Here is a 13385-nt window from a genome sequence, read left to right as displayed (position 1 = left end):
GAGCCAGGATAGATCATCATGCAGCGCCGGACATGAGCTATGCCTATAGCCCCTTGAAGCAAACCATTCGCTCCCGAGAGCGATGACGCTTCGTGTATGCAAATCTGGCGTTAAGCCCAGCACCCCAAGAAGCCCCCCGGATGCGTCACACAGGTCTAATCTCGCGCTGATGGCGAGCAAGAAGCGTGACGAGTCTTCTGCCGGAAATCACCTTCTGGCGCTTGAGGTGGATGAGTCCCCGCTCGACCGGGTCGAGGTCAACGTCGTCTCCACAGACGCGAGCAATGCTGTCGGCGTAGACATCTGTTGCTGTTCCGGGCACCTGACAGTTTCTCCCACGCTGATATCGGGCTAGGATCGCAGCGACAGCTTGCGGCGGCTAAATGGTCTTCATCGGAGTTCCCACCGCTTCTAAGCGAGCTCGTGTTCAGGGTCTCACCACCCAAGTCAGCCCCACTGCGCCATGCACAGGTGCATACAGGGAGGGCACAATGGTCCTCCGCCGCTTCATGCCACGAACCGCACATCCCCTTCATACGCGAAAGGCGCCGGAGCGTCTGCCCCGGCGCCTCTATCACCGTTTGTCGGAGAGCAGCCCAAGGGCACCAGGCGATACGTTTCACCCTTGACACCCCTTGCGCAGACTTATGCTTCCGTTTGCGCATTCATCTGCTTTCTCTGACTCTCATCTCCCGCGGATAAATCACCCGCACTTAGAATGGCCGCAGCTGCGGCAGGTCATGCAGCCCTCAACCATCTGCATGTCATATTGACCACAACTCGGGCAGGCCTTGCCGCGCGGCTGGTTCAGGTTCACCACCTGCGCCGTCGGGTCGGTCTTCAGCCCCATGCCCTCGCCTTCGATAAAGCCCGTCTTGATCATATGCGTCTCGATAACGCCGCCGATCGCCGCCAGCATGGAGGGGATGTACTTGCCCTGCATCCAGGCACCGCCCCGCGGATCGAACACGGCCTTCAGCTCCTCGACCACAAAGGACACATCACCGCCGCGCCGGAACACGGCCGAGATCATCCGGGTCAGGGCCAGCGTCCAGGCGTAATGCTCCATGTTCTTGGAGTTAATGAAGACCTCAAAAGGACGACGGTGACCGTTGATGAGAATATCGTTGATGGTCAGATAGATCGCGTGTTCGCTGTCAGGCCACTTGAGCTTGTAAGTATGGCCTTCCAGGCTCTGCGGCCGGTCCAGCGGCTCCGACATGTAGACCACTTCCGCCCCGTTGCCATCCAGACCGCTTTCATGCGGCGCATCGACGCTTTCGCCCGGCGCGGTATCGGCGCTTTCGGAGACCGACAGGACAGAACCGGTGACATCATTGGGACGATAGGTGGTGCAGCCCTTGCAGCCCTGATCCCAGGCCTGCATGTAGACGTCCTTGAAGGCCTCGAAGTCGATATCCTCCGGGCAATTGATGGTCTTGGAGATGGAACTGTCGATCCATTTCTGCGCCGCCGCCTGCATCTTCACGTGATCTGCAGGCGCCAATGTCTGCGCGTTCACGAAATAGTCGGGCAGCTCGGCATCATCGCCGAATTTCTCGCGATACATCTGCACCGCGTAATCCACCACTTCCTCTTCGGTACGCGAGCCGTCCTTCTGCAGCACCTTGCGGGTGTAGGCATAGGCAAACACCGGCTCGATCCCGGAGGAGACATTGCCGGCATAGAGGCTGATGGTGCCGGTGGGGGCGATCGAGGTCAGCAGCGCGTTGCGAATGCCGTGCTCGCGAATGGCCTCGCGCACGTCATCATCCATGTTCATCATGTTGCCCGACGCCAGATAGGCCTCGGCATCGAACAGCGGGAAGGCGCCTTTTTCCTTCGCGAGGTCCACCGACGCCAGATAGGCGGCGCGGGCAATCTGGTGCAGCCAGCGCTCGGTCTGACGCGCCGCCTCGTCGGAGCCATAGCGCAGCCCCAGCATCAGGAGCGCATCCGCGAGGCCAGTCACCCCGAGGCCGATGCGACGCTTGTTCTGGGCTTCCTGTGCCTGCGCCTCCAGCGGGAACTTGGAGACATCGACCACATTGTCCATCATCCGCACGGCGGTGGCGACCAGGGCGTTCAATCCCTCCGGGTCCAGCTCGGCATTCTTGTCGAACGGGTTGGTCACCAGCCGCGCGAGGTTGATCGAGCCCAGCAGACAGGCGCCATAGGGCGGCAGCGGTTGCTCGCCACAGGGGTTGGTGGCGGCGATCTGCTCGACGTAGTTCAGGTTGTTGGCGGCGTTGATCCGGTCGATGAAGATCACCCCCGGCTCGGCATAATCATAGGTCGCCTGCATGATCTTGTTCCACAGATCCCGCGCCTGCACCGTATGATAGACCTTGCCGCCAAAGGTCAGCTCCCAGGGGCCGTCGGCCTTCACCGCATCCATGAACGGATCGGTGACCAACACCGACATGTTGAACATGCGCAGGCGGGCGGGGTCGGATTTGGCGGTGATGAAACTCTCGATATCCGGGTGGTCACAGCGCATGGTGGCCATCATAGCCCCGCGGCGCGAGCCCGCCGACATGATGGTACGGCACATGGCGTCCCAGACATCCATAAAGGACAAAGGTCCGGACGCATCCGCCGCCACACCCTTCACATCAGCGCCACGCGGCCGGATGGTGGAGAAATCATAGCCGATCCCGCCGCCCTGCTGCATGGTCAGGGCCGCCTCTTTCAACATGTCGAAGATGCCGCCCATGCTGTCTGGCACGGTGCCCATCACAAAGCAGTTGAACAATGTCACCTGCCGTGCAGTACCAGCCCCGGCGGTGATCCGACCTGCGGGCAGATACTGGAAATCCTCAAGTGCGGCATAGAATTTCTCCTCCCACACGTCAGGCTTGGCCTCGGCCCGCGCCAAATCGCGGGCAATCCGCCGCCAGCTGTCCTCGACGGTGACGTCGATCGGCGTGCCCTCGGCATCCTTGAAACGATATTTCATGTCCCAGATCTGCTCGGCGATGGGGGCGGCAAAGCGGCTCATATGGCGAATCCCTGTGGTCGGTCGGTGTGCAAACAAGCAGTGTAGATAGCCCGAGAGAGGCCCGCTCTCAACGGTGATTTCCGGACAGTTTAGCATTTTATTCACGAATACACCACAAGACCTTGCCGCCAACACTACGGGAGCTACTATATACAGCTGAAACACTGGACGACTCTGGGGACAAGCTGTGGATAAGCATGTAAACCTCCTGAAGCTTTCGGTCGGCACCGAAAGCGTCGAGGGGCTGATGGGTTGGCAGGCGAGCTATGCGCAACGCTGGGCCGACGGATTGCCGCGCCATGTCACGCGCATGTGGCCGAAACGCGAGGACGAGATTCTCAACGGCGGCTCGATCTACTGGGTTATCAAGGGGATGATCCAGTGCCGCCAGCGTATCCTGCGCATGGATGAGGTGCGAGGCGAGGATGAGATCCGCCGCTGTGCCATCGTGCTCGCCCCAGAGGTGCACCGCACCAACACCGCCCCCAAGCGCCCCTTTCAGGGCTGGCGCTACCTGAAACCTGAGGACACCCCGGCAGACCTGCCCGAGGGGCGCGACCAGGAAGAGGCCCTGCCTGTTGAACTGTCGCAGGCTCTGGCCGAAATTGGGGTGCTCTGAGCCCAAGATCTGAACGCCGCCACTCCGGACCTGCCGTACTTCCTCCCTGAAACTGTCGTGCCAAAAGAAAAGGACTGCGAGAACGCAGCCCTTCATCTTTTCACAAATATCTCGGAGCGCGAGGCAGAGCCTCGCATCCCCCTACCCGTCGAAACGATCCAGCAGCGCCTTCAGCACCGCCTTGTCCTCGGGCGAACATTTGGCCACCCGGCTGCGCCACAGGGTGGCCTGGCTGCGCAACACCAGACCGTCCGACAGGATCTTCAGGTGGTTGGCACGCAGGGTCTCGCCGGTGGAGGTGATATCAGCCACCATCTCGGCGGTCTCGTTCTTCACCGTGCCTTCGGTGGCGCCCTGGCTGTCCACCAACTGGTAATCCGCAACCCCCGCATCGGCGAGGAATTCGCGGATCAGCCGGTGATATTTGGTGGCAATCCGCAACCTGTGGCCATGGGTGCGGCGGAAGGCGGCAGAGACCGCGTCCAGATCCTCCAGCGTGTCCACATCGATCCAGAACTGCGGCACCGCCAGGATCAGGTCCGCTTCACCAAAGCCCATTGGCTCCAGCTCCTCGACCTGCTGTTCCCAGCGCGGCAGCTTCTCATGCACCAGGTCGGTGCCGGTCACCCCGAGATGGATGCGCCCGGCGGCCAGTTCGCGCGGGATCTCGCCCGCCGACAGCAGCACCAGATCGACGCCCTCCACACCCTCGACCGCGCCTGCGTATTCACGATCAGACCCGGTGCGCGACAGGGTGATGCCGCGCTTGGCAAACCAGTCGAAGGTTTTCTCCATCAGCCGTCCCTTGGACGGCACGCCCAGCTTGATGCTCATGTCCGGGCCTCCCCTTCCAGCGTCAGGATCAGATCGGGGCGGATCACGCCGCCCACAGCCGGGATCTCGTCCCCCTGCCCCAACAGCCGCGTCAGCGCGTCATAGCGCCCGCCAGTGGCGATCGGCGGCAGATCCGGGCGGCGCTCGGCGTAAAAGCCAAAGACAAACCCGTCGTAATATTCCATCGAGGTACGCCCATAGGCCGCCTCGAAATCAAGCCGGTCGACGTCGATCCCCCGGGCCCGCAGCGCAGAGGCCCGCGCCTCCAGCCGGTCCAGCGCCGGCAGGATCGACGGCAGGTCCACCGCGATGTCGCGCATCTGCTCCAGCGCATAGGGAATGGTTTCGCGCACCGCCAGCAAGGCTTCGAGTGCGGCCATCTCATGCTCAGCGATCGGCGGCGCAGCGGCATCCCCCCGCAGGGTCTCGATACGGGTGTCGATCTCCGCCGCCCGGCGTTTTCCTATTTCCGGCGCAGAGCCGGTCAAAGGGCCGGAGGTCGACAGCAGTTTCTTGCGGCTCTCGGAGATCGGTGTGCGGCCTGCAAACCGGTCCAGCAGCGCGCGGAACCGGCGTGGTCGCCAGATGTGACGTCGCAACGCCGCCTTGCGCACCTCGGTGGTTTTCAGCCCTTCGACCGCCGCCATCAGGATACCGATGTCGCCAGTCGCGACGCGCAGCTCAAGACCACGTAGCTGCAGGTGAAACAGCGCAAAGACCTCCGCATCCGCATCCGCAGGGTCGGTGCGGTCAAAGACCTCATAGCCGACCTGGACAAATTCATTGGCGCGATCCGGGTCATGCTCCTGCCGGCGGAACACTTCGCCAGCGTAGGTGTAGCGCGCGGGTTCCGCACCGCCTTTCATGTGCATCTCGACCACCGGCAGCGTGTAGTCGGGCCGCAGCATCTGCTCGCCGCGCAGCGCGTCCGAGGTCACATAGGCGCGGGCGCGGATATCCTCGCCATAAAGATCAAGCAGCGTGTCGGCATTCTGCAGCAGAGGCGGGTCCACGACCACGCCCCCCGCCACCTCAAAGCGCTGACGCAACAGCGCCGCGCGGGCTTCGATCTGGGAACGGTTGGGCATAGTCAGCCCTCCTGATCTTTGGCTTGGCTGGCGAGGATGTCACGCACCTTCGCGACCAGCTCCGTGCGGGGCACTTCAAACTGGCTGGGGCGTTCCTTCCACTCTTCCAAGGTGGCGCTTTCAGCGAGTTTGGCCCCGAGGATCAGATCCTTGATCTGGATCACACCGCGCTCCTTTTCGTCGCCGCCTTCGATCACCGCCACCGGTGAATGACGCTTGTCCGCGTACTTCAGTTGGTTGCCAAAGTTCTTCGGATTGCCGAGGTAGACCTCTGCCCGAATGCCCTCAGCGCGCAGTTCGGCAACCATGGACTGATAATCCGCCATCCGGTCGCGATCCATCACCGTCACGACCACCGGGCCGGTCGGCGTGGCCGCCAGACGGCCCTTCTCACGTAGCGCCGCCAGCAGACGGTCAACCCCGATGGACAGACCCACCGCAGGGACTTCCTGACCTGTGAAGCGTTTGACCAACCCGTCATAGCGCCCGCCGCCCGCAACCGAGCCGAACTGGCGTTTGCGGCCCTTCTCATCGAAGATCTCGAAAGTCAGCTCCGCCTCGAACACCGGGCCGGTATAATAGCCAAGCCCGCGCACGATCGAGGGGTCGATCAGGATGCGATCATCGCCATAACCAGCGGCGGCAAACAGCGCGCCCATCTGCTCAAGCTCTGTAATGCCCTCCTGCCCCACCTTGCTGTCGCCGACGGCCGCGCGCAGGTTGGTCATGGTCTCGGCCACGGTGTCGCCCTTCGATGTCAGGAAGGCCAGCACCGGCTCTGCCTGCTGCGGTTCAAGACCCACGCCATCGATATAGGCGCCGGAGGCATCCAGCCGCCCCTTGCCCAGCAGCTCGCGCACGCCGGTCTCGCCCACCTTGTCGAACTTGTCGATGGTGCGCAGTACGTCGTCGCGCTTGGGATCGTCCTCAGCAAGGCCCATGGCCTCCAGCACACCGTTCAGCACCTTACGGTTGTTGACGCGCACCAGATAGTCACCACGCGGAATGCCGACACGTTCCAGCGTGTCCGACAGCATCATGCAGATCTCTGCATCCGCCGCCATCGACGCGGTGCCAACAGTATCGGCATCGCATTGATAGAACTGACGATAGCGGCCCGGACCGGGCTTCTCGTTGCGCCAAACGGGCCCCATCGCGTAGCGGCGATAGGGATTGGGCAGATCGTTACGGTGCTGTGCGTAAACACGCGCGAGGGGCGCGGTCAGGTCATAGCGCAACGCCATCCAGTCGCCCGGCTTGCCCTCGGGGTCGTTCTCATCAGCCTCCTGCCAGGCAAAGACACCGGCGTTGGGGCGATCCACATCGGGCAGGAACTTGCCAAGTGCCTCGACCGTCTCGACGGCGGAGGATTCCAGGGCGTCGAACCCGTAATGATGATAAACCTCCGCAATGGCGGCCAGCATATGCGTGCGCTGGGTCACCTCTTCGCCGAAATAGTCACGGAATCCCTTGGGCGTGATCGCCTTGGGACGGGGCTGCTTCTTGGCTTTGGCCATTGTGGCCTCCTTGCGGGTGGTTCTCTCGGATGAGCGTCTAGCCCAAGGGACCTCTGACAGCAAGGTGCGAGGGTCTGCCCCTGCCCCATGGACGGCGGCCTGCGCCCGCGTTACATCAGCCTCGACACAGGGAGATCCGCGCCATGCAACACCTCGAAGAACAGATCGCCTATCTGACCCGTACCGTGGACGAGTTGAACGGGATCGTGACCACCCAGCAGGCGGACATCGACGTGCTGAAACGCCGGGTGCAGATGCTGATGGAGCGCGAGGCCCAGCGTGAGGCCGAGGGCACCGGCGGCGCCGTGTTCGGGGATGAGCGGCCGCCGCACTATTGACGGCGCGACATGCTGCTGGTCGAGCCACCGCCACCCGGCCTTAAATCACCCGTGGGCGTGGCTTCCTGATCTGTGACCAAGACCCTGTCTGACCCGTGCCCAAGCCCAGCCCCAAGAGCCAGGCTGACGATACCGCACGGCGATTGATCTTGTCATCTGGCGTGAAACTTGGCCATGATTTTAGATAAATTAACTCGATCACAGAAACCGCTGCGCAAGGAGACAAGATCCATGGTGCCCTCCGTTAAAACCCTACTGTCCATTTCGCTGATGGCCAGCCTTCCGATGGTGGCCTTGGCAGATCCGAAACCGCGCAACGCGCGTCCGGCATCTGCGCAGAAAGTCATCAACACCTACTCAGGCAAGACCGACCTCTGGGAACAGGGCTGTCAGGGCGGAATTTACCTGTCCCCAAACAAACGAGCGCGCGCCTGGTGTTCAGAAAACAGCGACAGCATGGCCGCAGGAACTTGGAGCGTCTCTCAGGATGGCACCCTGTGCCAGAACCTCACCTGGTTCTGGTCCGAAGGTGCGAACGTCGGCAGCTCGGTCTCAGAACCTCTTTGCATTCAGCATGTTATCAACTCTTGGGGGGTGATGTATCGTCGCTGGCCGGGCGGATCCGAGTGGTGGCCGATGACCAACTCCAACAGCAGCCTGAGACGCGGCTACGTCTACCAGTCGGATGTTGCGAAGGCCCGCGACAAGATCGGCCTCTAATCTGACGAACTCCTCGGGTCGAGGCCTCCGCCTCGATCCGCATCCGTCAAGGTTTGGGGCGCGACCCATACTGAGCAATGGGTCTGAAATACCTCAGCGGATTGAACGCATCTTCTATCGGCTTGATCGCAGCATTTGCGTGCGGCCATTCAAAGACCAGCGTTGGCTTTAAGCGCAGATCAAAGCGCAAAAGATCAGATAAAACTGATTCTCAGGCCGCGCCGGCGCATCAAAAGCACGGCGACAAACCTCAAAAATAGTCCGGATTGTCGCCGATTAAGACACGATCCATCAGGGGGCCACAAGTTTCTGATAGGCCGGGTCGCCCCCCCTCAGATTTCCTCCACATCCATAACGCCCTCAAGGCTTTTGAGCGCGCCCTTGATTTGCGGATTGATCGGGAACATCTGGCCGAGGTCCATTTCCACATCACCGGGCAGGTTCGGGTCCTGCAGGTAGACATAGATCTCTCCTGGGCTGGCGTTCCTGGCCGCTTTCTTGGCGTCCTCGAGGACCGTGGCCACCGTCGCCACTGCCGCCGCGCTTTCCAGATAGACCCGCAAGCTGGAGCGCCCGGCATCAGCGATCGCGGAGTCCACTGGCCCGGCAGAGCGCATCAGCAACTTCAGCTGGTCGCTCTCCATCGTCGCTTCGGCGGTGATCACCACCTTGGAGCCGGTCTCCAGATGGTCGCGGCTTTTCTCCAGCACATCGGAGAAGATGGTGACCTCATAGGCGCCGGTGGTGTCCGACAGCTGCGCAAAGGCAAAGCGATTGCCGCGTGCGGATTTGCGCTCCTGGCGGCCCGCCACCACGCCGGCCATCTTGGCCATGAACGGGCCGCGCTCAGCCTTGGCCATCACCTCGTCCAGCGTCATCACGTCCTTGCGTTTCAGCGCTGGCATATAGTCATCCAGCGGGTGGCCGGTAAGGTAGAACCCCACCGCCTTGAACTCCTCGGAGAGGCGTTCGGCTGGAAGCCAATCCGGCACGCCTGCCATGCGCGGCTCGGGCAAGTCGTCCCCGGCCTCGCCAAACAACGACACCTGGTTGGAGTTCTTCTGTTCCTGGATGGCCGCGGAATAGCTCACCAGCCCTTCAAGGCTCTCGAACACCCGGCGGCGGTTGCTGTCCAACACGTCAAAGGCCCCGGCCCGTGCCAGCATCTCCAGTGGTCGTTTACCGACCCGTTTCAGGTCCACCCGGCGGGCAAAATCATAAAGCGTCACGAAGGGTTGGTCGCCGCGCGCCTCCACGATCAGGTTCATCGCATCGACGCCGACGTTCTTCAGCGCACCCAGCGCGTAGATCAGCTCTCCCTCGACCACATCGAAGGTGGCAAGCGAGCGGTTGATGTCCGGCGCCGCATAGGGAAGCTTCAGCCCCTTTTTCACTTCCTCGAAATAGACCGACAGTTTTTCCGTCAGGTGGATATCGCAGTTCATGACCCCGGCCATGAACTCCACCGCGTGGTTCGCCTTCAGCCAGGCGGTCTGGTAGGACACCACCGCATAGGCCGCCGCGTGCGATTTGTTGAAGCCGTAGTTGGCGAATTTCTCCAAGAGGTCAAAGACTTCCGAGGCCTTCTTCTTTTCGACGCCATTCTCCGCCGCGCCCTTTTCGAATTTAGGGCGCTCGGCGTCCATCGCCTCCTTGATCTTTTTACCCATGGCGCGGCGCAGCAGGTCGGCGCCGCCAAGCGTATAATTCGCCATCACCTGGGCAATCTGCATCACCTGTTCCTGATAGACGATGATGCCCTGAGTTTCCTCAAGGATATGGTCGATCAGCGGGTGCACCGACTGGATCTTGCGCTGCCCGTTCTTGACCTCGCAATAGACCGGAATGTTCTCCATCGGACCGGGACGATACAGCGCCACCAGCGCCACGATGTCCTCGATACAGTTGGGTTTCATGCGCTTCAGCGCGTCCATCATACCGGTGGATTCCACCTGGAACACCGCCACCGTCTTGGCCCGCGAGTAGAGGTCATAGGTGACATCATCATCCAGCGGAATGGCGTTGATGTGGTTCTCCGCCCCCTCTGCCGGCTCGAACAGCTGCGTGCCCTCGGCGTTGACGTGCAGCGGGCGCCCGGATTTGAAAATCAGTTCCATAGCGTTCTGGATCACGGTCAGCGTCTTCAGCCCGAGGAAGTCGAACTTCACCAGACCGGCCTGCTCCACCCATTTCATATTGAACTGGGTCGCCGGCATGTCGGAGCGCGGATCCTGATAGAGCGGCACCAGCGCATCCAGCGGCCGGTCGCCGATCACCACACCGGCGGCGTGGGTGGAGGCATTGCGCAACAGCCCCTCGACCTGCTGGCCATAGGTCAGGAGCCGGTTCACGACTGGCTCGTTGCGGGCCTCTTCCGCCAGTCGCGGCTCGTCCAGCAGCGCCTTTTCGATCGACACGGGCTTGACGCCCTCGACCGGGATCATCTTTGACAGTCGATCCACCTGACCAAAGGGCATCTGCAGCACCCGGCCAATGTCGCGCACCGCCGCCTTGGACAGCAGCGCACCAAAGGTGATAATCTGCCCCACCTTGTCGCGGCCATATTTCTGCTGCACGTATTTGATCACCTCCTCGCGGCGATCCATGCAGAAGTCGATGTCGAAGTCGGGCATCGAGACCCGTTCGGGGTTGAGGAAGCGTTCGAACAGCAGGCTGTAGCGCAGCGGATCAAGGTCGGTCACGGTCAGCGCATAGGCCACCAGCGAACCCGCACCGGAACCCCGCCCCGGCCCCACCGGAATACCCTGTTCCTTGCCCCATTTGATAAAATCGGCAACGATCAGGAAGTAGCCGGGAAAGCCCATGCCCTCGATGATATCCAGCTCGAAATCGAGCCGTTCCTGATATTTCTCGACCGAAACGGCATGCGGGATCACCGCCAGTCGCTGCTGCAGGCCCTCGTTGGCCTGACGGCGCAGCTCGACCACCTCGTCATCAGCGAACTTCGGCAGGATGGGATCGCGGCGATAGGTCATGAAGGCACAGCGCTGCGCGATCTCAACCGTGTTCTCGATCGCCTCGGGCAGATCGGCAAACAGCGCGATCATCTCTTCCTGGCTCTTGAAGTAATGCTGCGCAGTCAGGCGGCGGCGCGGCTCGGCCTGATCGACATAGGCGCCCTCCGCGATGCAGATCAGCGCATCATGCGCCTCATACATCTCGGTTTTAGGGAAATAGACGTCATTGGTGGCGACCAGCGGAAGCTCCATGGCATAGGCCATCTCCACTTGGCCGCGCTCGGTCAGGGTTTCCGCCTCGGGCTGGCCGTCCTCGCCCGGATGGCGCTGCAGTTCCACATAAAGGCGATCCGGGAACATCCCCTTGAGCCGCTGCAGCAATGCCTCCGCCGCCGGGCGCTGGCCCTGTTGCAACAGCTTGCCCACTGGCCCGTCCGGCCCGCCGGTCAGGCAGATCAGCCCGCCCGCGTTGGCCTCCAGCTCCTCCATCGAGACCTGAGGCAACTGCCCGCCGGTTTTGACATAGAGGCATGAGGAGAGCTTCATCAGATGCTCATAGCCTTCCTCGCTCTGCGCCAAGAGCACCACCGGTGCGGGGAACTTCGGCTTCTCGCCCGGCTCGCTCTTCTCGAATGTCAGATCGACCTGGCAGCCGACGATCGGCTGAATGCCCGCCCCCGACAGCGACACCGAGAATTCGAGCGCCGCGAACATTGAATTGGTGTCGGTGACCGCAATCGCTGGCATGTTGTGACTTTTGCACAGATCAGGCAGTTTTTTCAGCCGCACGGCCCCCTCTAGCAGGGAGTATTCCGTATGGGTGCGCAGGTGAATGAATCGGGGAGAAGCTGTCATGGCGCGACCCTACTCGCGCCCGTTGCCGCAGGAAAGATCAGATCGCATGGTAACCGACCGTCGCGTATGCAGTTCTGCCCAACCTATGCCAAAGCGATGCGCGCCACGCGCTGGCGCGTCACCGAGACGTCTTCGAGGCCATGGATTATGCCAGCAAATCAGGTTCGATCAACCAGATCAGACACTGTAGTATGCAAAACAACACTGGGAAAGGTGGTGGGTCGTGTGCGGCTCGAACTCCCGACATCTTCGGTGCAAACGAAGAACCTTGAGGCCAAGGTACTGTTTTTGGCCCAAGGCACGGCTTTGAAACATAAATCGCTTTAGGGATTCACTGTGTGAATTCAGCATGATAGCTGGGCGACATGAGCAGTTGGGCGCCTACGAAGTACAAAACCAGGAACTGGCCTTCGTACAACACAGCGCTGAAGCAACGCGCATCGCTGTCGTTTTGGTTTGATCCGGAGATGACCTGGACGCAACCGCCAACGGGCAACCGTGGGCGACAGCAAGAGTTCAGCGACGCGGCCATCCAGACCTGTCTGACGCTAAAAGTGCTATTTGGCTTGCCGCTGCGGCAAACCACGGGTTTCGTCGAAAGCCTGTTGCGGTTGGTTGGGTTGGACCGGGCAGGGCCCGATTTCAGCACCCTTTTGCCGCCGTCAACAGACACTGAACGTGAGCCTGCCGTATCGCGGTGCTACCGGCCCTCTGCACCTGCTCATCGACAGCACGGGCATCAAATCCGAGGGCGAAGGGGAATGGAACGCGCGCAAGCATGGCTGCCCCAAACGGCGCATTTGGCGCAAGATACATATAGGGATCGACGAGGAAACGCTGGAGGTGCGTGCAGTCGAGGTCACCACCAGCAATGTCGATGACGCCCCCATGCTCCCAGAATTACTCAACCAGATCCCGCCTGATCAGAACATCGGATCAGTGACCGCAGATGGGCCTATGACACGCGCAAATGCCATGACGCGATTGCCGCTCGAAATGCCCACGCCGTCATACCTCCGTGCAAAAACGCCAAACCGTGGAAGCCCACGAGCGCCGGGGCCGTCACCCGAAACGAGGTGGTGCGTGCATCCCGCTATCTTGGCAAGGCATTGTGGCGAAGGTGGAGCGGATACCACCGCCGAAGCCGTGTCGAGACCAAGATGAACTGCGTCAAGCTTCTCGGCCAATCCCTGATGTCGAGAGACTTCGACCGGCAGGTCGCAGAAATCCAGGTCCGTATCGCCGTCCTGAACCGCTACACCGCTCTTGGCATACCCGTCACAGAGACCGTAGGATAAATCCGTCCGGGAAAGGCGAACTCCGGCCTTTAGATGATTTGTGCAACAAAGCCGATATCTTGCTAGGTCGTGTTGACAAAAGGGATTCACATCCGCTCGCGGGCGTGATTCAAGCTGGTATCTGTAATGGAGACCAA

Annotated in this window: 8 protein-coding genes and 2 pseudogenes; 5 read left to right on the top strand and 5 right to left on the bottom strand. The window is 61.4% G+C overall.

Going from position 1 to position 13385, the window contains the following annotated elements; all coding sequences use genetic code 11:
- Positions 1-703: 703 nt before the first annotated feature.
- Positions 704-3001: an adenosylcobalamin-dependent ribonucleoside-diphosphate reductase gene (locus tag R0J92_RS19910; protein WP_411052882.1), complete on the bottom strand. Its 2298-nt coding sequence runs from the start codon at positions 2999-3001 to the stop codon at positions 704-706.
- A gap of 187 nt (positions 3002-3188) precedes the next feature.
- On the opposite strand from R0J92_RS19910, the gene R0J92_RS19905 reads away from it, so the two are divergent.
- Positions 3189-3620: a DUF1489 family protein gene (locus tag R0J92_RS19905; RefSeq protein WP_411052881.1), complete on the top strand. Its 432-nt coding sequence runs from the start codon at positions 3189-3191 to the stop codon at positions 3618-3620.
- Positions 3621-3761: 141 nt separating this feature from the next.
- Here R0J92_RS19905 and hisG read toward each other — a convergent pair whose 3' ends face one another.
- The 3 genes from hisG to hisS are packed head-to-tail and all read right to left on the bottom strand — an operon-like array spanning position 3762 to position 7059.
- The gene (hisG, locus tag R0J92_RS19900) at positions 3762-4454 is read right to left on the bottom strand and encodes an ATP phosphoribosyltransferase (protein ID WP_106165150.1); all 693 of its coding nucleotides are present in this window, start codon (positions 4452-4454) and stop codon (positions 3762-3764) included.
- Positions 4451-5542, bottom strand: coding sequence for an ATP phosphoribosyltransferase regulatory subunit (locus R0J92_RS19895; RefSeq protein ID WP_106165149.1), 1092 nt, complete (start codon positions 5540-5542; stop codon positions 4451-4453). Before R0J92_RS19895 ends, hisG begins: the two co-directional genes overlap by 4 nt.
- Positions 5543-5544: 2 nt before the next feature.
- Positions 5545-7059, bottom strand: a complete 1515-nt coding sequence (hisS, locus tag R0J92_RS19890) for a histidine--tRNA ligase (RefSeq protein ID WP_411052880.1) — start codon at positions 7057-7059, stop codon at positions 5545-5547.
- Positions 7060-7202: 143 nt separating this feature from the next.
- On the opposite strand from hisS, the gene R0J92_RS19885 reads away from it, so the two are divergent.
- Together R0J92_RS19885 and R0J92_RS19880 are read left to right on the top strand one after the other, a co-directional pair.
- Positions 7203-7397, top strand: coding sequence for a SlyX family protein (locus R0J92_RS19885; RefSeq protein ID WP_106165147.1), 195 nt, complete (start codon positions 7203-7205; stop codon positions 7395-7397).
- A gap of 231 nt (positions 7398-7628) precedes the next feature.
- Positions 7629-8117 carry a DUF995 domain-containing protein gene (locus R0J92_RS19880; RefSeq protein WP_106165146.1) on the top strand — a complete coding sequence of 163 codons (489 nt, stop codon included), beginning with the start codon at positions 7629-7631 and terminating at the stop codon, positions 8115-8117.
- 332 nt (positions 8118-8449) lie between these two features.
- On the opposite strand, the gene dnaE is transcribed toward R0J92_RS19880, so the two are convergent.
- Positions 8450-11950 (bottom strand): DNA polymerase III subunit alpha, encoded by a 3501-nt coding sequence (dnaE, locus tag R0J92_RS19875; RefSeq protein WP_411052879.1) that lies wholly within the window; start codon positions 11948-11950, stop codon positions 8450-8452.
- 365 nt (positions 11951-12315) lie between these two features.
- Here dnaE and R0J92_RS19870 point away from each other — a divergent pair.
- Positions 12316-12594: pseudogene (locus R0J92_RS19870) on the top strand (transposase); the annotation flags it as partial.
- A gap of 34 nt (positions 12595-12628) precedes the next feature.
- A pseudogene (locus R0J92_RS19865) lies at positions 12629-13248 on the top strand (IS5 family transposase).
- Positions 13249-13385: the final 137 nt, after the last annotated feature.

The sequence above is a fragment of the Tritonibacter sp. SIMBA_163 genome (assembly GCF_046535935.1).
In the GTDB taxonomy this organism is placed as follows: Bacteria; Pseudomonadota; Alphaproteobacteria; order Rhodobacterales; family Rhodobacteraceae; genus Epibacterium; species Epibacterium scottomollicae.
The sequence above is the reverse complement of the archived record's forward strand: the minus strand, read 5'-3'. Positions and strand labels throughout refer to the sequence as shown.